Source organism: Tardiphaga sp. P4_G1 (assembly GCF_056401215.1).
Genome location: NZ_JBFUJU010000005.1, coordinates 90,214 through 115,318, shown reverse-complemented (window position 1 = coordinate 115,318; position 25,105 = coordinate 90,214). Strand labels below are relative to the sequence as shown.

At 61.3% G+C, this 25,105-nt stretch carries 22 protein-coding genes; 13 read left to right on the top strand and 9 right to left on the bottom strand.

Annotation, left to right across the window (positions count from 1 at the left end; genetic code table 11):
• Positions 1–11: 11 nt before the first annotated feature.
• The 6 genes from AC1DUY_RS13230 to AC1DUY_RS13205 all read left to right on the top strand — a co-directional run bounded on the left by AC1DUY_RS13230 (position 12) and on the right by AC1DUY_RS13205 (position 9,014).
• Positions 12–3,386: a hybrid sensor histidine kinase/response regulator gene (locus AC1DUY_RS13230; protein WP_478114803.1), complete on the top strand. Its 3,375-nt coding sequence runs from the start codon at positions 12–14 to the stop codon at positions 3,384–3,386.
• Positions 3,376–4,299: a response regulator gene (locus AC1DUY_RS13225; protein ID WP_309948245.1), complete on the top strand. Its 924-nt coding sequence runs from the start codon at positions 3,376–3,378 to the stop codon at positions 4,297–4,299. Before AC1DUY_RS13230 ends, AC1DUY_RS13225 begins: the two co-directional genes overlap by 11 nt.
• A gap of 196 nt (positions 4,300–4,495) precedes the next feature.
• Complete coding sequence (locus tag AC1DUY_RS13220; protein WP_478114801.1) at positions 4,496–5,701, top strand: ABC transporter substrate-binding protein; 1,206 nt, start codon at positions 4,496–4,498, stop codon at positions 5,699–5,701.
• A 6-nt stretch (positions 5,702–5,707) separates the two neighbouring features.
• Entirely contained in the window at positions 5,708–7,435 is a 1,728-nt protein-coding gene (locus tag AC1DUY_RS13215; RefSeq protein WP_478114799.1) for an FAD-dependent oxidoreductase, read from the top strand.
• Positions 7,432–8,202 (top strand): SDR family NAD(P)-dependent oxidoreductase, encoded by a 771-nt coding sequence (locus AC1DUY_RS13210; RefSeq protein ID WP_478114797.1) that lies wholly within the window; start codon positions 7,432–7,434, stop codon positions 8,200–8,202. Before AC1DUY_RS13215 ends, AC1DUY_RS13210 begins: the two co-directional genes overlap by 4 nt.
• A 26-nt stretch (positions 8,203–8,228) precedes the next feature.
• On the top strand, positions 8,229–9,014 hold the full coding sequence (locus tag AC1DUY_RS13205; protein WP_478114795.1) for an IclR family transcriptional regulator: 786 nt from the start codon (positions 8,229–8,231) through the stop codon (positions 9,012–9,014).
• 30 nt (positions 9,015–9,044) lie between these two features.
• Here AC1DUY_RS13205 and AC1DUY_RS13200 read toward each other — a convergent pair whose 3' ends face one another.
• Entirely contained in the window at positions 9,045–9,212 is a 168-nt protein-coding gene (locus tag AC1DUY_RS13200) for a hypothetical protein (protein WP_441279784.1), read from the bottom strand.
• Between AC1DUY_RS13200 and AC1DUY_RS13195 the strand changes: the two genes are divergently transcribed.
• The 5 genes from AC1DUY_RS13195 to AC1DUY_RS13175 all read left to right on the top strand — a co-directional run bounded on the left by AC1DUY_RS13195 (position 9,190) and on the right by AC1DUY_RS13175 (position 13,081).
• Positions 9,190–9,351 (top strand): type II toxin-antitoxin system HigB family toxin, encoded by a 162-nt coding sequence (locus AC1DUY_RS13195; RefSeq protein WP_439079974.1) that lies wholly within the window; start codon positions 9,190–9,192, stop codon positions 9,349–9,351. The genes AC1DUY_RS13200 and AC1DUY_RS13195 overlap by 23 nt on opposite strands.
• Positions 9,339–9,764 (top strand): helix-turn-helix domain-containing protein, encoded by a 426-nt coding sequence (locus AC1DUY_RS13190; RefSeq protein ID WP_478114793.1) that lies wholly within the window; start codon positions 9,339–9,341, stop codon positions 9,762–9,764. Before AC1DUY_RS13195 ends, AC1DUY_RS13190 begins: the two co-directional genes overlap by 13 nt.
• Positions 9,765–10,002: 238 nt before the next feature.
• Positions 10,003–11,325: an ABC transporter substrate-binding protein gene (locus tag AC1DUY_RS13185; RefSeq protein WP_089265241.1), complete on the top strand. Its 1,323-nt coding sequence runs from the start codon at positions 10,003–10,005 to the stop codon at positions 11,323–11,325.
• Positions 11,322–12,266 carry a carbohydrate ABC transporter permease gene (locus AC1DUY_RS13180; protein WP_478114790.1) on the top strand — a complete coding sequence of 315 codons (945 nt, stop codon included), beginning with the start codon at positions 11,322–11,324 and terminating at the stop codon, positions 12,264–12,266. Before AC1DUY_RS13185 ends, AC1DUY_RS13180 begins: the two co-directional genes overlap by 4 nt.
• A 2-nt stretch (positions 12,267–12,268) precedes the next feature.
• Positions 12,269–13,081, top strand: a complete 813-nt coding sequence (locus AC1DUY_RS13175) for a carbohydrate ABC transporter permease (protein ID WP_172980293.1) — start codon at positions 12,269–12,271, stop codon at positions 13,079–13,081.
• A gap of 122 nt (positions 13,082–13,203) precedes the next feature.
• Here the strand turns inward: AC1DUY_RS13175 and AC1DUY_RS13170 are convergent, their stop codons facing one another.
• The 7 genes from AC1DUY_RS13170 to AC1DUY_RS13140 all read right to left on the bottom strand — a co-directional run bounded on the left by AC1DUY_RS13170 (position 13,204) and on the right by AC1DUY_RS13140 (position 21,233).
• Positions 13,204–15,912, bottom strand: a complete 2,709-nt coding sequence (locus AC1DUY_RS13170; RefSeq protein WP_478114788.1) for a molybdopterin-dependent oxidoreductase — start codon at positions 15,910–15,912, stop codon at positions 13,204–13,206.
• Positions 15,912–17,129 (bottom strand): NAD(P)/FAD-dependent oxidoreductase, encoded by a 1,218-nt coding sequence (locus AC1DUY_RS13165; protein ID WP_478114786.1) that lies wholly within the window; start codon positions 17,127–17,129, stop codon positions 15,912–15,914. The genes AC1DUY_RS13170 and AC1DUY_RS13165 overlap by 1 nt, the downstream gene beginning before the upstream one ends.
• A gap of 9 nt (positions 17,130–17,138) precedes the next feature.
• Positions 17,139–17,564: a globin family protein gene (locus tag AC1DUY_RS13160; RefSeq protein WP_120291455.1), complete on the bottom strand. Its 426-nt coding sequence runs from the start codon at positions 17,562–17,564 to the stop codon at positions 17,139–17,141.
• An 85-nt stretch (positions 17,565–17,649) separates the two neighbouring features.
• On the bottom strand, positions 17,650–18,075 hold the full coding sequence (locus tag AC1DUY_RS13155) for a globin family protein (RefSeq protein WP_089265244.1): 426 nt from the start codon (positions 18,073–18,075) through the stop codon (positions 17,650–17,652).
• 74 nt (positions 18,076–18,149) lie between these two features.
• On the bottom strand, positions 18,150–18,944 hold the full coding sequence (locus AC1DUY_RS13150) for an ABC transporter ATP-binding protein (protein ID WP_089265245.1): 795 nt from the start codon (positions 18,942–18,944) through the stop codon (positions 18,150–18,152).
• A gap of 27 nt (positions 18,945–18,971) precedes the next feature.
• Complete coding sequence (ntrB, locus tag AC1DUY_RS13145; protein ID WP_320445057.1) at positions 18,972–19,865, bottom strand: nitrate ABC transporter permease; 894 nt, start codon at positions 19,863–19,865, stop codon at positions 18,972–18,974.
• A 51-nt stretch (positions 19,866–19,916) separates the two neighbouring features.
• Entirely contained in the window at positions 19,917–21,233 is a 1,317-nt protein-coding gene (locus AC1DUY_RS13140; protein ID WP_089265247.1) for a CmpA/NrtA family ABC transporter substrate-binding protein, read from the bottom strand.
• Between the two features lie 416 nt (positions 21,234–21,649).
• Between AC1DUY_RS13140 and AC1DUY_RS13135 the strand changes: the two genes are divergently transcribed.
• Positions 21,650–22,165, top strand: a complete 516-nt coding sequence (locus tag AC1DUY_RS13135) for a hypothetical protein (protein ID WP_478114782.1) — start codon at positions 21,650–21,652, stop codon at positions 22,163–22,165.
• Positions 22,166–22,192: 27 nt separating this feature from the next.
• Here the strand turns inward: AC1DUY_RS13135 and AC1DUY_RS13130 are convergent, their stop codons facing one another.
• On the bottom strand, positions 22,193–23,104 hold the full coding sequence (locus AC1DUY_RS13130; protein WP_478114780.1) for an intradiol ring-cleavage dioxygenase: 912 nt from the start codon (positions 23,102–23,104) through the stop codon (positions 22,193–22,195).
• A gap of 152 nt (positions 23,105–23,256) precedes the next feature.
• On the opposite strand from AC1DUY_RS13130, the gene AC1DUY_RS13125 reads away from it, so the two are divergent.
• Positions 23,257–24,513 (top strand): serine hydrolase domain-containing protein, encoded by a 1,257-nt coding sequence (locus tag AC1DUY_RS13125; protein WP_478114778.1) that lies wholly within the window; start codon positions 23,257–23,259, stop codon positions 24,511–24,513.
• Positions 24,514–25,105: the final 592 nt, after the last annotated feature.

Here is a 25,105-nt window from a genome sequence, read left to right as displayed (position 1 = left end):
GGAGCGGAGTAGTGGCAGGGCGGCAGCGTATCGACCGCGTGAGACGCCAGTACAATCAATGGGTCGCCAACCAGACCCTGGAGGATTACGCACTCCGCTTTACGGCGAAGAGCGCCAGGCGCTGGTCCGCCGCGCGGGTCGCCAACACGGCATTAGGCGCCATTTCGTTTCTCGCCCTCGAGGCCATCGGCGGCACCATCACCATCAATTACGGCATGACCAACGCCACGGCAGCGATCCTGGTGGTCAGCGTCATCATCTTCTGCTGCGGATTGCCGATCGCGTATTATGCCGCAAAATGCGGCATTGATATCGATCTCCTCACCCGCGGTGCCGGTTTCGGCTATATCGGCTCGACTGTTACCTCGCTGATCTATGCGTCTTTCACCTTCATCTTCTTCGCCATCGAGGCAGTCATTCTCGCCTCGGCACTGGAGATGTGTTTCGATATTCCACGCCCCATCGGCTACCTGATATCGGCCGTGGTCATCATCCCGCTGGTGACCCATGGCATCACGCTGATCAGCCGTTTTCAGCTCTGGACCCAGCCGATCTGGCTGGTGCTCAACCTGCTGCCTTTCGCGGCCATCGCCTATGCCAGTCGCGACTCCTTCGTGGCCTGGACCAAATTTCCGGGCGACCACGGCAGCGCCGCCGGTCATCTCGATCTCCTGCTGTTTGGCACGGCCGCTTCGGTCGTATTCTCGCTGGTCGCGCAGATCGGCGAACAGGTTGACTTCCTGCGCTTCCTGCCGCGCGATCGCCGCAGCTCGCGTGCGAGCTGGTGGGTGGCGCTACTGTGCGCGGGCCCAGGCTGGATCATTGTCGGCGCAATCAAGCTGCTGGCCGGTTCGTTCCTCGCCTATTTCGCACTGACCCACGGCGTTTCGGCCGAGCACGCCGCCGAGCCCGCGCATATGTATCTCGAAGCGTTTCGCTATGTGCTGTCGCAGCCTGATCTGGCGCTGGCTTTGACAGGAACCTTCGTGATCCTGTCGCAGCTCAAGATCAACGTCACCAACGCCTATGCGGGCTCGATCGCCTGGTCGAACTTCTTCTCGCGCCTCACCCACAGTCATCCCGGCCGCGTGGTCTGGCTGGTGTTCAATGTGCTGGTCGCGCTGCTGCTGATGGAAATCGGCGTCTACAAGGCGCTGGAGCAGACGCTGGCGCTGTATTCCAATGTTGCGATTGCCTGGGTCGGCGCGCTGGTCGCGGATCTCGTCATCAACAAGCCGCTCGGGCTGCGCCCGCAGCAGATGGAGTTCAAGCGCGCGCATCTCTACGACATCAACCCGGTCGGCGTCGGCGCGATGCTGGCAGCAACCGTGATGTCGGTCAGCGCCTTCTATGGCCTGTTCGGGCCCACGGCCAAGGCGCTATCGCCTTTCGTAGCCTTGCTGACTGCCCTTGTGACCGCACCGATCATCGCGTTCGCGACAGGCGGGAAATACTACATTGCCCGCAAGCCGAAGCGCGCCTGGCAGAACATGGCGGCGATCCAGTGCTGTATCTGCGAACATTCGTTCGAGCCCGAGGACATGGCGCACTGCCCGGCCTATGCCGGCCCGATCTGCTCACTGTGCTGCTCGCTCGATGCGCGCTGCCACGATCTCTGCAAGCCGCATGCGCGGATCGACGCACAGATGTCGGCGACGTTCGGCAAATTGCTGCCGGAGCCGATCCTGGCCCGGCTCAATTCGCAGCTCGGCCATTATCTTGGCGTGTTCATGATCGCTGCCGGCCTCGTCGGCCTGACGCTGGGACTGATCTATCTGCAGACCTCCGCCGCATCGCCGGGAGACAGTGCGCAGGTCTCGGAAGTGCTGTGGAAAGTGTTCTTCGCGCTGGCGATCATCATCGGCGTGGTGGCATGGCTATTCGTGCTGGCCAAGCAAAGCCGTCGCGCCGCCGAAGCCGAGACCAAGCGGCAGACCACCCTGTTGATGCAGGAAATCGACGCCCACAAGCGCACCGATGCAGAACTGCAGCGCGCCAAGGAGGTCGCCGAATCCGCCAACCTCGCCAAGAGCCGTTATGTGGTGGGCCTGAGCCACGAGCTGCGATCGCCGCTGAATGCGATCAGCGGCTATGCGCAGCTCCTGGAGCAGGACGAGAGCCTGCAGACGCGCCCGCGGGATCAGGTTCGCGTCGTCAAGCGCAGCGCCGACCATCTCTCCGGCCTGATCGACGGCATTCTGGATATTTCAAAGATCGAGGCGGGGCGCCTGTATCTCTCGCGCGACGAAGTCCGCCTCACCGACTTCCTCGATCAGCTCGTCGGCATGTTCCGGCTGCAGGCCGCAGCCAAGGGCATCGACTTCGTGTTCCGGCGGCCGAACATCCTGCCCACCGTGGTCTATGCGGACGAGAAGCGATTGCGGCAGATCCTGATCAACCTGCTCTCCAACGCTATCAAGTTCACTCAACAAGGCAGCGTGCAGTTCGTGATCCATTATCGCAGCCCCGTCGCCGAGTTCGAGATCATCGATACCGGCCCCGGCATTCGTCCCGACGATCTGGAACGCATCTTCGCCCCCTTCGAACGCGGCGCGCTTGGCGCTGCGCAGCCCCACACTGGCACAGGTTTGGGCCTCACGATTTCCAAACTGCTCGCCGGCGTGATGGGCGGCGATATCCGTGTTAGCAGCGAGGTCGGCACCGGCAGCACCTTCCGCGTCAAGATGCTGCTCTCCGAGGTGACGAATCCTACCCGTATCGCGCCGGTGGACGCGCCGATCTACGGCTATCACGGTATCAGAAAGACCATTCTGGTCACCGACGACGATCCGACACAGCGCGACCTCTTGCGTCAGGTGCTGACGCCGCTGGGCTTCATCCTGCTCAGCGCGCCCGATGGTCAGGCCTGCCTGAGCCTCGCCCAGCATTGCCACCCCGATCTGTTCCTGCTGGATATTTCCATGGCCGGTATGGATGGCTGGACCGTCGCCGAGAAGCTGCGGTCGTCGGGCCACCATCAAGCGCGTATCCTGATGGTCTCGGCTAGCGCGCTGGAAGCCCATGGCGCGCCGCTCGCCCAGCCATTCCATGACGGTTACCTCATGAAGCCCATCGAACTGCCGCGGCTGCTGGAACAGATCGGCCAGCTCCTGAAGATCGAATGGCAATACGAACGCGACGAAGTGGCACCGCTGCCGCAATGGACGCCGAATAGCGGCACACGGCCGCCCGTGCATCATGTAGAGGAACTCATTAGCCTCGGGCAGATGGGGCACATTCGCGCCATCCAGTTGAAGCTCGACGAGATCGGCAATGAACACCCCGAACATGCCGACTTCGTCGCCCAGATGCGCTCGCTGATCGATCGCTTCGACCTCGATCAATACATGGCCACTTTGAAGACGCTGTACACCTATGACCACTGACAACAAAAAACGCGACGTCGCGCTGGTGGTCGATGACTCGCCGGAAACATTGCGGCTGCTAACCGATGCCTTGGACGGCGCCGGCATGACCGTGATGGTGGCCATGGATGGCGCTGCGGCCATGCGCATCGTCGAGCAGATCACGCCGGATATTATCCTGCTGGATGCCGTCATGCCGGGGATCGACGGCTTCGAGACCTGCCGCCGCCTGAAGCGCGACGCGGGCCTCGGCGACGTGCCCGTGATTTTCATGACCGGGCTGTCCGAGACCGAACATATCGTGCGCGGCCTTGAGGCGGGCGGCGTCGATTACGTCACCAAGCCGATCATCATCGAGGAAATGCTGGCGCGAATCCGCGTGCATCTCGCCAATGCGCGGCTGACGCAGAGCGCGCGCACCGCGCTCGATGTCTCCGGACGCTTCCTCCTTGCCGTGAGCAACAAGGGCAATATCCTGTGGGCCACGCCGCAGGCGCAGAAATTGCTCGGGGATCACCTGATCGCCGCCCCCAATGATGAATTGCTGCTACCACCGGTCATGATGCAGTGGCTCGAACAGATGCAGCGGCCGGGCGCCAAACCGGCACCGTCATCGGGCTTTCCGAGCAACGAGCTGCTGCGTCTGCAATATATGGGGAAAGTCGGTTCCGACGAATTCCTGCTGCGGCTCGCCAAGGAAAACGCGCCGACTGCTCCCGCCGAATTCAGCAAGGAGCTTGGCCTCACCGGCCGCGAGGGCGAAGTGCTGTCCTGGCTCAGCAAGGGCAAGAGCAACCGCGATATCGCGCAGATACTCGGCCTCTCACCGCGCACCGTCGACAAGCATCTCGAGCAGATCTACGCCAAACTTGGCGTCGAGAACCGTACCGCGGCTGCGGCAATTGCGGTGAATGCGAGCCACAGACGGCAATAGCCGCGACGTGATCGTCGCGTAGTTCGACCGCTGCTTCGATCAGTCTGATACTGCACCGCACGCGCGGCATCGCGGCGCGTGCTCGCACCTTTCCACGCGAGAATTCGCTATTGACAAACCTTTTCGCCAATATCTAATTTGTCGAAAAACAGAGAATGAATGGCCCGACACGAGGCCGCATTGGGGAGAGAAACACATGACACGCCAGTTCCTGGTGTGCGCAGCCGCGCTCACGCTTTGGACATCCACCGCCTCCGCTCAGGTCTCCGACGACGTCGTTCGCATCGGCGTTCTCACCGATCTCTCAAGCTGGGGGCGCGACAACAGCGGCCCCGGCTCCGTCGAAGCCGCGAAGATGGCGCTCGAGGAATTCGGCCCGACCGTTCTCGGGAAACCGATCGAGATCATCAGCGCCGATCATCAGATGAAGTCTGACGTCGGCATCCAGATCGCGCGCAACTGGTTCGACGCCGGCAAGGTCGATGCCGTTGTCGATATCCCGAACTCCGCCATCGCCATCGCGGTTCATAATCTGGCGAAGGACCGCAACAAGATCGCACTGCTGTCCGGCCCCGGCGCAAGCACGCTCACGGATGAGCTGTGCAGCCCCAACACGGTCCACTTCACCTACGACACCTACGCGCTTGCGAAGGTAACGGCCTCTGCCGTGGTCGCCGGCGGTGGAAAGTCATGGTTCTTCATCACCGCCGATTACGCCTTCGGCAATCAGCTTGAACAGGACGCGACGCGCTTCATCAAGGCAAGCGGCGGCACGGTGCTGGGCGGCGTTCGCCATCCGACCAACACCGCCGACTTCTCATCCTTTGCGCTGCAGGCGCAAAACTCGAAGGCTGAAGTCGTCGCCTTCGCCAATGCCGGCCAGGATACTGACAATTCGATCAAGCAATCCGGTGAATTCGGCCTCGTCAAGGGTGGCCAGAAACTGGTCGGCCTGTTGATGTTCGACACGGACGTGCATGCCATCGGGCTGGACGCAGCCCAAGGCACCTACCTCACCACCGCGTCCTACTGGAACATGGATGACAAGACGCGCGCATGGTCGAAGAAGTTTTTCGAACGCACCAAGGTGATGCCGACCATGATCCAGACCGGCGTCTATGGCTCGGTGCTGCACTATCTCCAGGCCATCAAGGCTGCCGGCACCGACGATCCGGCCAAGGTGATGGCCAAGATGCGCGAGCTGCCCATCGAGGACACCTTCGTGCATGGCGGCAAACTGCGTGAGGACGGCCGCGTCATCCGCGACATGTATCTCGCCCGCGTCAAGAAGCCGTCGGAATCCAAAGAGCCCTGGGACTATCTCGACATCGTCAAGACCGTGAAGGGCGATGACGCGTTCCGGCCCATCTCTGAATCGAAATGCCCATTGCTGAAGAAGTAAGGTCTCATGGCTGCTGATCCCAAAGCGAATATCGAGCTCTATGAATGCGACGTGTTGGTCGCCGGCTCCGGCTGCTCCGGCATGTCGGCGGCGATCACCGCCAAATACAGTGGGCTCGATGTTCTGATCGTCGAAAAGGAGCCGCGGTTCGGTGGCACGACCGCGCGCTCCGGCGGCTGGCTCTGGATTCCCGGCACGTCACTGGCGCGCGCCTGGGGCATCAATGAGAGCCCCGACGAAGCGCGCACCTATCTGCGTCATGAGGCTGGCAACAGCTATGACGCCACGCGTGTCGATGCATTTCTCGCCGCAGGGCCGGAGGCAATCGATTTCTTCACCTCCAAGACGGCGGTGCGCTTCGACATGCCGCTGACCTTTCCCGATTACGATGCGGAGGCACCCGGCGGCAAGCAAGGCGGCCGTTCCATGGTGGCGCGGCCGTTCGACGGGCGTGAGCTCGGCGAACATATCAAGGACATCGGCGCGCCGCTGCCCGAATTGACGGTGTTCGGCATCATGCTTGGCTCCGGCAAGGACATCATCCACTTCATGCGCGCGACAAAGTCGCTGACCTCGGCGGTCTATGTGGCCAAGCGACTGTCGAAGCATTTCCTGAACGTGCTGCGCTATGGCCGCGGCATGACATTGACCAACGGCAACGCCCTCGCCGGCCGGCTCGCCAAATCGGCGTTCGACCTCAAGATTCCGCTCTGGCTGTCGTCCCCGGTGCGTGAACTGATCATCGAGAACGGCGCGGTCCGCGGCGCCATCATCGAGCGCAACGGCAAGCGCGTCCGCATCTTCGCACGCCGCGGCGTAGTACTCGCATGCGGCGGCTTCCCGCACGACATCGAAAGGCGCAAGGCGATGTTTCCGCATGCACCGACCGGCCGAGAGCACTATTCGCCCGGTCCAACCGGCAATACCGGCGATGGTCTTCGTCTGGCCGAGTCCGTGGGCGGCGGTGTCGAAGATTCATTGCCGAATGCCGCTGCCTGGGTGCCGGTCTCGGTCACTCATCGCAAGGACGGCAGTAAGGGCGTGATGCCGCATTTCATCGATCGCGCCAAACCCGGCGTAATCGCCGTGATGCGCGACGGTGCCCGTTTCGCCAATGAAGGCAATTCCTACCACGCCTTCGTTCAGCAGATGATGAAGGCAGCGAAGCCCGGCGAGGAGATCGCGGCCTGGCTCGTCTGCGATCACCGCGCCTTGCGCCAATACGGGCTCGGCGCCGTGCCGCCGTTTCCGATGCCGATCGGCCAGTATCTGAACTCGGGCTATCTCATCAAGGGCAACACGCTCGAAGAGCTCGCGGGCAAGGCCGGCATCGATGCCGGCGGCTTTGTCACCACTGTCGCGCAATTCAATAACACCGCCGCCGAAGGCCGCGATCCCGCCTATGGCAAGGGCTCACGTGCCTATAATCGCTATCAGGGCGATGCCAACCATGGGCCGAACCCCTGCGTTGCACCCATCGAACAGGGGCCGTTCTATGCCATAAAGATGGTGATCGGCGATCTCGGCACTTATGCCGGCATCAGGACCGATGCGCAGGCACGCGCACTCGATGCCGGCGGTCAGGTCATCAACGGCCTCTATGCGGCCGGCAACGATATGGCGAGCATCATGGGCGGCAACTACCCCGGCGCGGGTATCACGCTCGGCCCCGCGCTCACCTTCGGCTATATCGCCGGCCGCCATCTCGCCGGCACGCCGGTAAAGGCAGCATGATGACCAGCTTCGCACCCGATCTGCTGAAGGGTCAATTGGCGCTTGTAACGGGTGCTGCCGCTGGCAACGGTCGTGCAATTGCGCTGGGTCTGGCTGCACATGGCGCCGATGTCGTTGTCACCGACATCGACCGCGACGGTGTTGCGCGCACCGCGAACGATATTGCGGCCACAGGGCGGCGATCGTGGCATCATCATCTCGATGTCACGGATGTCGATGCCTGCCGACAGCTCGCGCAGACCGTCAAAGCGAGTGCGGGCGACATCTCGATCCTGATCAACAATGCCGGCATCATCATTCGCGAAGGTATCGATTCCGAACGCGCGGTGGAGAACTGGCGGCGCGTGCTCGACGTCAATCTCAATGGCGTATTCAATGTCACCCACGCGTTTCTACCGGCCTTGCGCGCCCGGCGTGGCAGCGTGATCAATCTTGGCTCCATCGCCTCTTTCGTCGGGGTCGCCGATACGCTCGGCTATTCGCCGTCCAAGGGCGGCGTGAAGCTTCTGACGCAAGCGCTGGCGCGCGAAGTCGCCAAAGACGGCGTGCGCGTCAACGCCATTGCGCCCGGCGTGATCGAGACGGCCATGACCGAGGCAACGCGCAACGATCCTGCGCGGCTGGCCGGCTTCCTCGGCCGCACGCCGCTGGGCCGCGTCGGCCAGCCCGACGAGCTGATCGGCCCTGTGGTCTTTCTCGCCTCCCCCATGGCGTCCTATGTCACCGGCGTGACCTTGCCAGTGGATGGAGGCTTCCTGGCCGTGTAGTGTCGCGGCACTGGTTTGGGGCAAGCATGGCTAAAGAGAGTCGCGGTATTCAGTCGATCGAGGTCGGGGGTGAATTGCTGCAAGCGCTGGTGCGCAATGGGGAACCGATGATGCTGCGGGATCTGGCCCGCGAGGCCGGCATGTCACCGGCCAAGGCGCATCCCTATCTCGCCAGTTTCTCCCGCATCGGCCTGATCGAGCAGGACCCCTCCACCGGCCGCTATGAATTCGGTGCGCTCGCCCTCGAACTCGGCATCGTCACGCTGCGGCGCCTGTCGGCGGTTCGCGTCGCAACGCCGGCCATCACGGCATTGGCCGGCACCATCGACCACGCCGTCTCGCTGGCGATCTGGGGTACCCATGGACCCACCGTAGTGCGCATGGAGGAGCCCAGTCATCCCGTACATATCGCCATGCGCGTGGGCTCCACGGTATCGTTGCTCGAAACCGCGACAGGGCGGATATTCGCGGCATTCATGCCACTTGCAACCATCAATGCCGCGCTCACCGAGGATCTCGATCGGCTCTCGATCGGCTACGACCCGAACCGGAAGATAAAAGGCCCGGCCATCGACAAGACCCTCGCTGACATTCGCACGCGCGGGCTGGCCCGCGCCGTCGGCGAGCCCTTGCGCGGCGTCAATGCCTTCTCCGCACCGGTGTTCGATCATAGCGGCGCGGTGGTCCTGGCCGTGACCGCCATGGGCGCGGTGGGTACATTCGACGTCAACTGGAATAGCCCAATCGCCAAGGCCCTGCTCGATTGCACCAATGCGATCTCGCGTCGGCTCGGCCGCGACGTCAAGGACTGAGCAGCGCAGCGGACGGCCTTGCAAAATATCTCAATTTGAGATATTTTGCAGCTGCATGCGGGTTATCTCAAACAGCGCATTGGTGAGCTTCTCCGCCACGCATTCCGCGGCATCGATACCGCTGCAGGCGTGGCGCAAGATCGTGGAATCGCGCTTATTCAAGAATTTCGCTGAGATGAAGGCGACTTTCAACGCCATCGATCGTGTCGGCCCGTATTACGTTTTCGATATCGGGGGCAATAAATTCCGTATCGTTGCCGCCATCCATTTCGATAAACAACGCCTGTATGTCAGGCACGTGTTCACACACAAGGAGTACGACGCATGGAAACCATGACGCTGACCCGTGCGGACGTCGATGATCTCGCCGAGCATCTGAGCGCCATTTCAGCGCGCATTCCGCTTCAAACGATCAGATCAAAGCGTGCCTACAAGACAGCGACGGCTGCGATGAATGCACTCCTCGATGCAGGCGGCGCCGATGAGGGCAATCCGCTGTCGGCACTCGTTAGCCTCCTCGGCGAACTGATTGCCGATTATGAAGACGCGCATTCTTCGCCCAAAACAATATCGCCAGCCGACATGTTGCGTTTTCTAATGGATCAGCACGGCCTCAGCCAGGGCGACTTGCCCGAAGTTGGGAGCCAGGGCGTTGTGTCAGAAATCCTCAGTGGGAAACGTGACCTGAATGTGCGTCAGATCAGGCTCCTATCCGAGCGTTTTGGCGTTGGACCGCAGGCCTTCGTCTAACGACTGAGGTATCACGTCCGGCCTCGCCGTCACCACCCTGCCTTGAGCCAGCGCGTCGGTGCCGACCGGGAACGCAGGTCAAGCCGGCGAGGACAACGGGTGCAAAGTTGTCTGACAACCCGACGCGTGGCCTTGTCGCCCCAGTCCATCGTGTTACGATCCCTCAGGCGCATCTCCGGTCCACGGGGAGCGACCATAAAATCACCGCCGGTCAAGGCGGCTCGAGGGAGGATGACACATGGCTCTTTACGGCCCGACACGTCGTGCCTTTGTGCAGGGGGCGCTCGCCACCAGCGCGCTTGGCCTCACCGGCATTCCAGCTTTCGCCGATCCCGCCTGGAAGAAATATGCAGGCACCACGATTGAAGCCAATCTGATCAAGGGTCCGCGCGGCGAGCTGCTGCAGAAATACGCCTCCGAATTCACGGAATTGACCGGCATCAAGGTCGAGTCCGAAGTGATCCCGGAGCAACAGCAGCGCCAGAAGGCCGTGATCGAGCTCACCTCCGGCAAGCCTAGCTTCGACGTCGTGCATGTCAGCTACCACGTCCAGAAGCGCCAGTTCGAAAAGGCCGGCTGGCTCGCCGATCTCACCGGCTTCATGAAGGATCCGAACCTCACCGCGCCGGATCTGAAAGTCGAAGACTTCTCCGCCGGCGGTCTGCAATTCGCGCAGAACGACAAGGGCGAGATGCATTCGCTGCCGTGGTCGGTGGATTACTTCATCCTGTACTACAACAAGGAAATGTTCGCGAAGAAGGGCGTCGCAGTTCCGAAGACCATGGATGAGATGGCAGCGGCTGCCGAGAAGCTCAACGATCCCGCCAACGGCATCTACGGCTTCACCGGCCGGGGCTTACGCAATGCCAACATGACGCTGTGGACCAACTTCTTCCTGAACTATGGCGGCGAATTCCTCGACGCCAAGGGCAACATCCTGACCGATGGGCCCGAGGCGATCGAAGCGACCAAGATGTATCAGCGCCTCCTCACCAAGACGGCACCTCCCGGCGTCGCCGGTTTCAACTGGATGGAGTCGATGGCATCGCTGACGCAGGGCCGCGCGGCCATGTGGATCGACGGTGTCGGCTGGGCGCCGCCCATCGAGGATCCCAATGCGTCGCGCGTGGTCGGCAAGATTGGCTACACCGTCGTGCCCGCCGGACCGAAGGGGCAATTCTCCGCCGCCTATGGCGACGGCATCGGCATCGCCAAGACCAGCACCAAGAAGGAAGCCGCCTATCTCTATTGCCAATGGGCGGTGTCGAAGACCATGGGCGCCCGGCTGTTGCAGAGCGGCGGCGGCGTGCCGTTCCGCAACTCGATCCTCAATGACGAGACGGTGCGCAAGGGCGTGAAGAACCAGGAATGGCTCGATTCGGTGATCGCCTCGGCCAAAATCAGCAAGCTCGGCCTGCCGGTCATCGTGCCTGTCGCCGAATTCCGCGATCTTGTCGGCGCCGCCGTCACCGCCACGCTGGCGGGCGCAGATCCGGCCACCGAGCTGAAGAAAGCCCACGAACAGTTCCGGCCGATCCTGGAGCGCAGCGAAAAATCGTGAGCGAACTGACAGCGGGAAAGGCAGTCGCCAAAACGACCGCAGCGGTCGCGGCCGGAAAGAACGAGTGGCGGCCAATTTCCTATTGGCCGTTCGTGATTCCAGCGATGATCGTCGTCGTGGCGGTCATCATCTTCCCGTGGGTCTATACGATCTGGATGAGCCTGCACGAATGGAAGGTCGGCCAAGCGCCGACCTTCGTCGGCTTCGCCAATTATCTCAGATTGCCGAGCGATGCGCGTTTTGTGGAATCCGTGGGGCACACCCTGGTCTATACGGCGCTATCCGTCGCGCTGCCGCTGATCCTCGGCACATTAGCGGCGGTGATCTTCAACAACAAGTTTCCGCTGCGCGGCTTCTTCCGCGGGCTCTTCATCCTGCCGATGATGGCGACACCCGTCGCCATCGCCCTGGTGTGGACGATGATGTTCCACCCGCAGCTCGGCGTTCTGAACTATCTGCTGTCGCTGTTCGGCCTGCCACCATCGCTGTGGGTGTTCCATCCCGCCACCGCGATCCCGTCGCTGGTGCTGGTGGAGACGTGGCAATGGACGCCGCTGGTCATGTTGATCGTGCTCGGCGGCCTCAGCGCCATTCCGACCGAGCCCTATGAAAGCGCGCAGATCGACGGCGCGACCCCGTGGCAGACCTTCCGCTACATCTCGCTGCCGATGATCACGCCCTTCCTGTTCATCGCGGCGATGATCCGCATGATCGACGCCGTAAAGAGTTTCGACATCATCTTCGCCATCACGCAAGGCGGCCCCGGCAGCGCCTCGGAAACCATCAACCTCTATCTCTACAGCGTCGCTTTCGTCTATTACGACGTCGGCTACGCCTCCGCGATCGTGGTGGTGTTCTTCGCGCTCATCGTCGCGCTTGCCGGCGCGCTCTTGCATTTGCGCCAGCGCACTCACTGGAACGAAGCCGGAGGCAGTGCCTGACCATGCGCGACTTTCTCAACAAACTCGGCCTGACTTTCGCCTTCATCGTCATCGTTTCACCGGCGGTGCTGTTCTTCCTTTGGATGCTGTCGCTGTCACTGAAATTCGAGATCGACAACGCCTCCTATCCGCCGGTCTTCATCCCCGACCGCATCAATTGGGGCAACTACGCTGCTGTCATCGAATCCAAGCGGTTCATGACCTATTTCTTCAACACGCTGATCGTCACCGGCTCGGCGACCTTGTTTGCTCTCATCATCGGCGTGCCTGCCGGTTACGGGATCGCACGCATGCGCGCGCGCAAATCGGCCATCGTGATCCTGATCGCGCGCATCACCCCCGGCCTGTCCTATCTGATCCCGCTATTCCTGCTGTTCCAGTGGCTTGGCTTGCTCGGCACGCTGTGGCCGCAGATCATCATCCATCTCGTGGTCACCGTGCCGATCGTGATCTGGATCATGATCGGCTATTTCGAGACGACGCCGATGGAGCTCGAAGAATCCGCCATCATCGACGGCGCCACCCGCTGGCAGGTGTTCCGCCACGTCGCCCTGCCGATCGCGCGCTCCGGCATCGCCGTTGCCTTCATCCTCTCGGTGATCTTCTCCTGGAACAATTTCGTGTTCGGCATCGTGCTGGCGGGACGGGAAACGCGGACACTGCCGGTCGCGGTCTACAACATGATCTCGTTCGATCAGTTGAGCTGGGGGCCGCTGGCGGCGGCCGCCCTGATCGTGACGTTGCCGGTGCTGCTGCTGACGATGTTTGCACAAAGGCAGATTGTCGCGGGACTGACCGCGGGCGCGGTGAAGTGACGCAAGGGCCCCTCCACGTCATTGCGAGGAGCCCTTGCGACGAAGCAATCCAGTCTTCGCTTGCGGCCCTCTGGATTGCCGCGTCGCTTCGCTCCTCGCAATGACGGCTGAAAGGCCCACGCTCAATTCGCAGCCGCCACCTTGCGCTGCTGATCCGGCGCCGTTTCGCTCGCGGCAATCAGGCGCTTGAGCTCCGGAATGCACGAGCCGCAATTGGTGCCGGCCTTGAGCCTCGCGCCGATCTCCGCCGCCGTCCCCGCACCTGCCGCGATAGCATCGCAGATAGTGTTGCGGCCGACGCCGAAGCAGGCGCAGACGATGGGCCCTGCACTCGCAGCACCATCTGCGGATTTTCCAGAGAGCAGTGTACGGCGCTGGTCGTCGCTGACGGTCTCGGCGGCGAACAATTCCTTCACGGCATCCCAGGAGAGCGCTCCCTCCGTCGGTCCGATGAACAGACAAATCTCGATCCCGTCATCCTTGAACGACACAGCACGATAAACGCCGCGACCGATATCTTCATATTCAGCCGCATCATCGCCCAGCAACGGTTGCAGCCAGTTCTGCCAGGTCTCGACATCGGTATTGTCCGAGAGCAGATAACCGACGCCGCCCGTGACTGCGACGCGCGCCCATTGCACGCCGAATGGCATCTCCAGCGGACTACGCGACAGCACGAAGCCACGCTGTGCAAACACCGCAGGTGCGATCGCCACCGGCGTGGCCTTGTTCTCGGGCTGACCGGAGAACGGGTCGGTGATCGGCGCGACAAGTCCACCGACACGCGCGAAGCCCGCGGTCTCGTCGTTCCAGTGGATTGGCGCGAACAGCATGCCGCGCTGCTGGCGCTCGCTGACAATAACTTTGAGCACGCATTCGCCATAGTCGGTCGTCAGCCGCGCATAGCCGCCATCGACGATGGCGAACGTCGCGGCATCGTCCGGATGGATCTCGACGAAGGGCTCCGGAATATGCTGGCCGAGCCGCGGGCTGAGGCCCGTGCGCGTCATCGTGTGCCACTGATCGCGAACGCGGCCAGTGTTCAAACGTAGCGGGCGCTCGATCGACACCTGCGTGCGCAGCTCCGGCGCCTCCGGCGCGATGAAACGCGCACGCCGGTCATTGGCGTAGAATTGGCCATCGGCAAAGAAACGCGCCTGCGGCTTCGTGGTCCCCTCGCGCACCGGCCATTGCACCGGGGCCATGGTGTCGAAGGCCTCATCCGAGACCTTCATCAATCCGCCGATATCGAAATCGCGGTTGCCATTGTTCTCGAAGGCCGAAAGGGCCGCGTGCTCGCGAAAAATCTCGGCGGCCGATGTGTAGGCAAATGACGCGCCATAATCCAGGCGCTTGGCGACTTCACTCAGCGCCCACCAGTCCGGCCGTGCCTCGCCAGGGGCGCGCAGGAACGAGCGCTGCCGCGACACGCGGCGTTCGGAATTCGTCACCGTGCCGGACTTCTCGCCCCAAGCCAGCGCGGGCAGCAACACATGGGCTCCCGCGTTGACGGTATCGTTGGATCGCACATTCTCCGACACCACGAATAGATCGAGCTTGCTCAGCGCCGCGCGCACGGCATCGGCGTCCGGGAGCGACACCGCGGGATTGGTACCCATTACCCACAACGCCCGAATCTCGCCGCGGCCGATGGCTTCGAACATCTGCACGGCCTTGAGGCCTTCATGGGTGGCGATATGCGGCGCCTTCCAGAACCGGCGCACACGGTCGATATCGACAGGGGTGAAGCCCATATGGGCTGCAAGCTGGTTGGCGAGGCCGCCGACCTCGCGGCCGCCCATGGCATTCGGCTGACCGGTGAGCGAGAACGGTGACGCGCCGGGCTTACCGATGCGGCCAGTGGCCAGATGGCAGTTGAGGATCGCATTGACCTTGTCGGTGCCCTGCGCCGACTGGTTGACGCCCTGCGAATACAGCGTGACCACGCGCGGCGTCGCCTTGAACATCTGGAAGAAGGTCGCGACATCGATCTCGTCGAGTCCGGTCGCCTTTGCTGTCGCTGCCACACTGCCAGCGATGGTTCTGGCCCGCGCCAGCGCGTCGTCAAAGCCTGACGTATGCTCATCAATATAGCTGCGATCGAGCGCCCCGTTATCGGCAAGATAGGCGAACAGCCCGCTGAACAACGCGGTATCAGTGCCGGGCTTCAGGCCGAGAAACAGATCGTCATCGCCAACCGTGTCGGTGCGGCGTGGATCGATCACGACGATCCGTGCGCCCCGCGTCTGTTTGTTGGCCAGCATGCGCTGATACAGCACCGGATGGCACCACGCGGCATTGGAGCCGACCAGCACCAGCAGATCGGCCTGGTCGAGATCCTCGTAGCACCCCGGCACCGTATCGGCTCCGAACGCACGCTTGTGGCCAGCCACGGATGACGCCATGCAGAGCCGCGAATTGGTATCGACATTGGCACTGCCGAGAAAGCCCTTCATCAGTTTGTTGGCGACGTAGTAATCCTCGGTCAGCAACTGGCCGGAGAGATAGAACGCTACGGCACCGGGACCATGTTCGGCGACGACCTTCTGAAATCCCTCGGCGACATGATCCAGCGCATCGCCCCAGGCGACCTGCACCATCTCGCCATCGTCGCTGCGCATCATCGGATGCAGCAGGCGCTCATCGAGGCTCAGCGTTTCGCCGAGCGCCGATCCCTTCGAGCAGAGCCGGCCGAGATTGGCGGGATGCGCGGGATCACCCGCAATCGCTGCGCCGCCGTTGCCGTCCGGCGTCGCCAGCACGCCGCAACCGACGCCGCAGTAAGGGCATGTGGTGCGCGTGGCGTGCAAATGCGGATCGACCGCGTTCATCACGCCGCCTCCGCGCGGACGGCGAATGCGCGACCGAACATCATCTCGGCGCGGATATCGGAAATATCAGCGCCGCTGCGGATCAGCTCAAGATACCACAGCGCATCCTGCGTATCGCCGACCAGCACGGCGCCAGTGAGCGCGCCATCTGCGATCACCAGCTTCTTATAGGTACCGCGGCGGACATCGTTGAGCAGCAGCGTCTCGCTGCCTTCGCCCGCCATGAAATCTCCAGCGGAGAAAACGCTGACGCCGGAGACCTTGAGATTGGTAGAGAGCACGCTGCCCGTATAAGCAGCGGCTTTGCCCGCGAGATGGCGCGCCAACACCCTGGCCTGCTCATAGGCGGGTTCGACGAGGCCATAGCAGGTGCCGCGATGCTCGGCGCATTCGCCGAGTGCGAAGACGTTGTCGGTGCCGGTTGCCATCTGGTCGTTGACGACAATGCCGCGATTGACCGGGATTTCCGCTTCCTTGGCGAGCGACGTGTTGGGCCGGATACCGGCCGCAAAGATCACCGCATCCGCATCAAGCGTGCGGCCATCGGCCAGTTCGACGCTCTCGACACAATCGCTGCCATGAATACGCGCCGTATTGGCATTGAGCAAAATCCTGACGCCCTTCCGCTCGACCAGCGTTTTCAGGAGGTTCGCTGCAGGTGCATCGAGCTGGCGTTCCATCAGCCGGTCCATCAGATGGATCAGCGTGACGTCAGCGCCCGCCTTGGCGAGACCATAGGCAGCTTCGAGACCAAGCAGCCCGCCACCGACCACGACAACGCGCTTCCTCTGTGCAGCGAGTTCGAGCAGCAGGTCCACGTCGCGGCTGTCGCGGAACACATGCACGCCCTTGAGATCACCACCGGGCACCGGCAGCCGCAGTGCGGATGAACCGGTGGCGATGACCAGCTTTGAGAACGGCACACGCTTGCCGGTCGATGTCGTGACCTCGCGCGCGGCCATATCGATGGCGGTCGCCGTTGCGCCGTATTTCAGCGTGACGCCGCGGTCGCGCCACCAGGCAGCAGGCTTCAGCTCGATCTCCTGGGATGTCGCCTCACCGGCCAGCACCGACGACAGCAATACGCGATTGTAGGCGAGCCGCGGTTCGTCTCCGATGACGGCGATGGCGTATCGACCGAGCGCGCATTTCGCCAGCTCGTCCACGAGCCGAGCCGCTGCCATTCCGTTACCAATGATGACCAGCGGCTCGCTCACGTCATATCCTTACTCGGCCGCCTGCGCTGTGCCGTAGGCTTCAGAAATCATGTAGCCGGACAGCGTGCCATAGGCTGCGGTCCAGGCTGCCGCGAGTTCGGGCGTCCATGCGTCGCCGAGGCCCTTCTCCAGGGTCCACAGCAGCGCACCGCCGACGATCGGATAATGTTCGGCCTTTACGCCGTAGGCCACATGCTGCTTGGCGAGCGCGCTCGCTGCAGGCAATACGGTTTCGAGTCGCGTCAGGCCGGTGACGACGACGCCAAGCGTCGCCATCAATTTGCGACCCTGCTCCTTCATGTCGCCGCGAAACATCGGCTTCACTTGCGGGGCAACCTCGAAGAGACGGCCGTAGAATAATTCCGCAGCCACATCGGAAATCGGCGCGACTTTCTTGAAACTATCCTGAACCAGAGCGACGTCGGACGCATTCATGCTAACTCTCCTTGCAGTGGAAGGTGAGCTTGTGTGTCGCGCCGCGTGAGCAAATGTTCAGCGCGCGATAAAATGCGATGTGGTTCTAGTGATAGGCCGCAGAAATCATGCGCGCCGCCAGGAAATTGTAGACCTTGTGCCACGAGGCTTCGACCTCGGGCGTCCAGCGCTCGCCAAGCCCCTGCCCCAGACTCCAGAACAGCGCCTCGCCGACAGACTCGTAGTGCGCGGCTTCCACGCCATAATGCACATGGTCTTTCGCGAGCTTGCCGATCACCGACAACAGACCTGTGATGTTGTCGAGACTGCCGACGATCACCGCAAGCGTTGCGATGAACTTGTGCTTGAGCTGCGCCATGTCGCCGCGAAACAGCGGGCGCGTTTCCGGCAATGTCTCGAACAGCCGCGCATAAAACAGATCCACCATGACCGAAGAGTTCGGCCACATCTGATCGAATGACGATTGCACGCGCATGATTTCTTCGCGCGTCAGGCCTATCGAACGACTCATGATTTGCAGCTATCCGGAAAGTCTGAGCCGCATTCATTCGGTTTATCCTCGGAAGTCAAGAGGTAACAAGATGCTTACGCGGCTTCGACGAACTTGTGGCGCTCATACAGGAATTCGAGCACGCGCTTGCGGCAGTCGAGATAGACCGGGTTACTCGCCAGTTCGAGACGCTGACGCGGTCGTGCGAGCGGCACATCGAGCACTTCGCCGATGGTCGCTGATGGCCCGTTGGTCATCATCACGATGCGGTCCGACAGCAGCACGGCCTCGTCCACGTCATGGGTGATCATGACGATGGTGTTGCCGAGCTTCTGATGCAGCGCCATCACTGAGTCCTGCAGATGCGCGCGGGTCAGCGCGTCCAATGCACCGAACGGTTCGTCGAGCAGCAGCACCTTGGGCTCCATTGCGAGCGCACGGGCAATGCCGACGCGCTGCTTCATGCCGCCGGAGATTTCCGAGGGGCGCTTGTCCTTGGCATGCGTCATCTGCACGAGATTGAGATTGTGCATTGTCCATTCGTCGCGCTCAGCGCGGGACTTGGTCTTGGCAAACACCTTGTCCACGCCAAGACGGACGTTCTGATAAACCGTCAGCCACGGCAGCAGGCTGTGGTTCTGGAACACCACGGCGCGATCGGGGCCGGGCGAATTGACTTCGCGATCCTCAAGGATCACGCCGCCCATCGTTGCACGTGTCAGGCCGGCAATGATGTTGAGCATCGTCGACTTGCCACAACCCGAATGGCCGATGATCGAGATATACTCGCCCTTGCCGAGGCTAAGGTTGATGTCCTTCAGAACTTCGGAGGAGACCTTGCCGCGGGTGAACACCTTATCGACGTGGTCGAGCTTCAGATATGCCTTCATGATATCTCTCCTTAGCTGACCCAAATGTTAGCTGACTGAAGTGCCGTGAGTGACGAGCTTGCCCAGCCCCGCGATCAGGCGGTCGAGGACGAAGCCGACGATGCCGACATAAAACAGCGCCAGGATGATCTCGCTCATATGCGAGGAATTCCAGGCGTCCCAGATGAAGAACCCGATGCCGACGCCACCGATCAGCATTTCAGCCGCGATGATGGCGAGCCATGACAGGCCGATGCCGATGCGCAGACCGGTGAAAATATAGGGCGCAGCCGCCGGCAGCATGACCTTCCAGAAAAATTCCACCGGATTGAGCTGCACCACGGCGGCGACGTTGCGATAGTCCTGCGGAATATTCCGGATACCGACAGCCGTATTGATAATGATCGGCCAGATCGAGGTGATGAAGATCACGAAGATCGCCGACGGCTGACCGTCCCGGAAGGCCGCGAGCGCCAGCGGCAGCCAGGCCAGCGGCGGAATGGTACGCAACACCTGGAAGATCGGATCGAGGCCACGCATCGCCCAGACCGACTGGCCAACCAGTGTGCCGAGGCCGATGCCGACCACGGCAGCGAGCGAGTAGCCGTAAGCCACGCGCAGGAGACTCGCCGAGATATGCCAGAACAGCCCCTTGTCCAGACCGCCATTGTCGAAGAACGGATCGAAGATCAGTTCCTTGGTGTCCTTGTAGACCTTAGAGGGCGGCGGGAGCGTTGAGCCAGTGCGCCGGCACAAGAGCTCCCACATCACGCCGAGCAGGAGAACGACGATCAGCGGCGGGATCACCCGCGCCGCTGTCTCTTTCGCCATCTTGGCGTATCTGTCAAAACTTACCGGCTGCTTGGGAGACAGTGCGACGCTCGCCACCGGCGGCTTCGCCAGTGCCGTTGCCGGCTCCGTCTTGATAGCTTGCATGTTCATCGCACTGTCTCCGTCATTTCAGCTAGTCCGCATCGGTCCCAAACGTGTGTCTCAGGCTTCGACGCGCTTGATGGCGAGCGACTTGAGGTAGGCTGCCGGATTTTCGGGATCGAAGACCTTGCCGTCGAAGAAGGTCTCCTTGCCGCGCGAAGTCGAGGTCGGGATTTCGGCGGCAGCGACGCCCATGGTCTTCGCCGCGTCACGCCAGATATCCTCGCGGTTAACCTTGGCGATCAGCGCCTTCGAGTCGAAGCCGGGCTCATATTTGCCCCAGCGGATGTCCTCAGTCATGAACCAGAGGTCGTGGCTCTGGAACGGATAGGACGCGAAGTCCTTCCAGTACTTCATGATATGCGGCGAGTTCTCGACCACCTTGCCGGTGCCGTAGTCGAACTTGCCACGGGCGCGATCGAGGATGTCCTCGACCGGGCAGTTGATCCACTGCCGCTTGCCCATGATGGTGGCGAGCTCTTCCTTGTTCTCCATCTTGTCGGCCCACTGCTGGGCTTCCATGATGGCCATGGTGATGGCCTTCGCCGCCTTCGGATTCTTGTCGACCCAGGCCGCGCGCATGCCGAGCGACTTCTCCGGATGCTTGTTCCAGATCTCGCCGGTGTTCACCGCAGTGTAGCCGATCTTCTGGTGCACGAGCTGGCCGGGCCACGGCTCGCCGACGCAGAACGCGTCCATGGTGCCGACCTTCATATTCGCCACCATCTGCGGCGGCGGCACGGTGATGGTCTCAACATCCTTGTCGGGATCGATGCCGCCGGCAGCGAGCCAGTAGCGGATCCAGAGGTCATGGGTACCGCCCGGGAAGGTCATCGCCACCTTCACCGACTTGCCAGCGGCCTTCTTTTTCTCGAACGCGGCCTTCAGCGGCGCGACATCGAGACCGACCTTCAGATCGGCATATTCATTGCCGACCGAAATGCACTGCGCATCGAGATTGAGACGCGCGAGGATGTACATCGGCGTCGGCTGATTGTTCTGGGTGACCTTGCCGGACGAGATCAGGTAGGGCATCGGCGTCAGGATATGCGCGCCATCGATGCCGTTGCCTTCGGAGCCGAGCACCATATTGTCGCGCAGCGTGCCCCACGAGGCCTGCTTCGACACTTCCACATCGGGCATGCCGTATTTGGCGAACAGGCCCTTGTCCTTGGCAACGAACAGCGGACCGGCATCGCTTAGTGCGATGAAGCCGAGCTTGGCGCCTTTCACTTCGGGCCCGGCATCCTGCGCGAAAGCGCCGCCGGGGAAGTTCAGTCGGGCGGCCGCGAGCAAGGCAGCGGTTCCCGCGCCGGCTTTCAGAAGCTGACGGCGGCTGATCTTGCGGCCCGGCTTGTTGGTCTCTGACTTCGTCATGTGCTGCTGTCGTCCTTTCGCGCCTCGGATCGCCTGCACCGTCATTGGCCCCTCGTCACTGCGCACCTCGGTCGAAGGCGTACGGACATAGCGGCGCGTCTGGGGGAAGCCCCATGATGGCAATGCTGGCTGGTGATTGATTGTGACGGCTACAATGGCGTCGCTAAGAACTATTCAAAGTTCGTGCCAACCGCCGCCTGATGGAAATTTCGATAAATTGCAGTCACTTACCTAAAGGCAACAAGACCAGCGCGGAGAACCACGCGCATCGAAAATTTGCGGGACGCTCATTTATTGTGCGACGCACGCGGAATAGGCAGTGAATTGCGAGGTACTATTTTGCCGACTTCATCGGCATGCCGGCCCGTGGATCGGTGCTATCAACCGGGTCCAATTTCTAGCGAACGGACCGCTTCATGCCGACCATTCCGGTGATCACCGAACCTGCCCTCTCGTCGCTTCGAAAGGTAATCAGCACCCTGAAGGCAGCGACCGTCGTATCTGCGGCCGCGATCCTGTCTCAGGGCAAAAGCGACCTCGACGCGAACGCGGCGGCAGCATTCGGTCATTACGAGGATGTCTCGCGGCAACTTCATATGTTCCGAAAGAACGTCCTTGAAGACGCGCTGATACCCACCAAAGATAACACTGACACTGTGGATGTCGATATCGATGCTCTCGATCGCGCCGTCGACGATGTCGATCTACAGATCGCACAAACCAAAGGCGCACTCCACGCAGTCGTCGAGAGTTCTGATCGCAGCGGGCTCGAGGCCTTTGCCGAGCGCATCGGCGAACTCGGCCGCGCGCTGTTAGGCATGGTCACCCTCATCGCGCCATCGGCCGCACACGGCGACGCACCGTTCCTGTTCGATCAATTCTTCCTGGAGTCGCTGCAGGAACTCTCGCAACGCGACTGGAGCGCGACCTGACCGCAGATCGCAGATGGCTGGGATCGCTTACGCCTCGGCCTTTTCCGGCATCATCGGCTGCGGAACCGTGCCCTCGCCCGGCTTCATCCGGAAATTATAGGTCATCAGATGCCACGGCCCCGTGGCAGGCTGACCATCGGGCATGAAGGCATCGCTGCGGTTCTCGACGGTGGCGATCAGATCGTCCTTCACGCCGAACACCACATCGGAGTCGAGATATTCGTCGCCCTCGATGAAGACGTGGGTAATCAGCGGTTCATAGCCAGGAGCTGCGACGAGAAAGTGCACATGCGCCGGACGCATCGGATGGCGTCCCGTCTTCAGCACCAGATCGCCCACCGGTCCATCGGTCGGGATCGGATAGCTGCAGGGCAGAATGGTTCGGAAAAACAGCCGCCCATCGCCGTCGGTGATGATGCGCGCGCGCGACGACGGGCCCTGCGTGGCATAGCTGGCCTTCTGCGAGTCGTAGAATCCGTCATCATCGGCATGCCAGATATCGACCGGCACGCCGGCCAGCGGCTTGCCATCGAGATCGGTGACGCGGCTCTGCACGAACATGCGCTCACCCGTGAGGCCCGGAGAGATATCAGCGCCATGCGCCATGACGGGATGCTCGCCGACATAGAACGGTCCGAGCACCGTCGTCTGTGTGGCCCCCTCACGCTCCCTGTGGTTGACGGCATCGACCAGCATCGAGACGCCCAGCACGTCAGAGAGCAAAATGAACTCCTGCCGGATCGGCGTGCATTTCTGGCCCGTGCGGGTCAGGAAGTCGATCGCCACTTCCCATTCACCGAAGGTGAGATCGGTCCTGCGGACATAGTCGTGCAAAGACGTCACGAGTTCTTGCAGCAGGAATTTCGTGCGCGGATCGGGCGTCTTGTCGAAGCTCTGGATGACGGCCGCAGTGAGTTCAGTGTCATTGAATTGGGTCATAATTCCATCCTGAGCAACGCGACGCGATTGCATCTTTAACGATACACCAAACAGAGCTTCACGTAAGCTCGCCGCGCTACAAACCCATATGGACAACCGCTGATTTTCATCCATAGAAACGAGCCGCGTCCACACATCGGAGTGATGTTGCAATGCCGTCGTCCCAAAGCCTGAGCCCTTCGTCTGCGTCACCCGAACAGGTCGGCATGTCGACCACGGCACTGGCCCGCGTCGAAGCGCATCTCAAACAGCGCTATGTCGATGCCGGCCGCCTTCCCGGCACGCGCCTGCTGGTCTATCGCCGCGGCGAAATCGTGCACAGCACGGCACAGGGCTTTGCCGATGTGGAGCGCAAAGCCCCCGTCAAGGACGATACGATCTTCCGCATCTATTCGATGACCAAGCCGATCACGACAGTCGCCTTCATGATGCTGGTGGAGGAAGGACGTGTCGCGCTCGATGAACCCGTTCATAAATATATTCCCGAATGGGCAAATCTCGGCGTATTTCAGGCCGGCGTGACGGCACCATTCCTGACGAAGCCACCGGCCCGTCCGATGCAGATCGTCGACCTGCTGCGTCACACATCCGGACTCACTTACGGATTCCAGCAGCGCACCAATGTCGATGCCGCTTATCGTGCGCTCAAGATCGGCGAGGTTGAAAAATCCGGTACGCTGACGTCAATGATTTCAGATCTCGCCAAAATCCCTCTGGAGTTCTCGCCAGGCGACGCGTGGAATTATTCGGTCTCGACCGATGTGGTCGGCTATCTCATCGAGAAGATCGCCGGGAAACCGTTCGAACAATTTCTGCAGCAGCGCATCTTCAATCCGCTCGGCATGACTGATACCAGCTTCTTTGTGCCTTCCGACAAGGCGCATCGCTTCGCTGCCTGCTACGCAGCCGATGGCAAGGGCGGCCTCACTTTGCAGGACGATCCCGCGACGAGTTCATTCTTGTCCCCGCCCTCGATGATCTCCGGCGGCGGCGGCCTGTGTTCGACAACTGCTGACTATCTCACCTTCTGCCGCGCACTGCTCAATGGCGGCGCGCTTGGCGACGTGCGCTTGCTGTCCCCAAAGACCATCACATTGATGACCAGCAACCATCTCCCCGGCGGCCGCGATCTCACCGAAATGTCGAAGTCGATGTTTAGCGAAGCGAGCTATGCCGGCATCGGCTTCGGACTCGGATTTTCGGTGACGATGAATCCGGCCAAGACCATGATCCCCGGCAGCGCCGGTGAGTATGCATGGGGCGGCGCGGCGAGCACGGCATTCTGGATAGATCCGGCCGAACAGCTGATCGCAATCTTTATGACGCAGCTGTTGCCATCGAGCGCCTATCCGATCCGGCGCGAGCTGCGTACCATGATCTACTCCGCGATTACCGACAGCAATGTTTAGTAACGAACGGTATGATCAATATTGCTCAGTCGGTGCGCGCCACCAGGCACCGGTCGCGCTCAGCACGAATCAAATGAAATTCTCTCTCAGTGAGAATTTGGAATGAAACTTCCGGTGCGCATGGGACGTAGCAACAACCACCCACGGAATTGTGATATTACGTCGGTGCTACACAGGAGATCGTAAAGTGCGAAATTGCAGCTGGAAATCGCATGGAATGCTGCATGCCAGAGATTTGCAGCTTACGAATGCGAACGACTCTCAGTTATCCTGCGTGCGTCAGGCAAGTCACATGTGTATAGCATGATGACCAACTTGTACTTTCGCTTCCGCTGCAAGGCCCGTATCGATAGAAATTGAGTTCCGGTATTCGTTGGAAGTTTTGCAAGCAATGCGAAGTAGCAACAGAGTACCGCAAGGTTTTTTTGTACGATTGGATGACCCTCGCGATTACGTGTCGATCAATTCGAGTATCGCGACGATTTCAGCCATCCCAATCGTCATGACGATGTGTATAACAGAGATGCCTTTGAAAGTTAGCTTTAAGGGCTCTCGGGCTAAGAAGCTCTAACAAGAAAATAAAACCAAACTC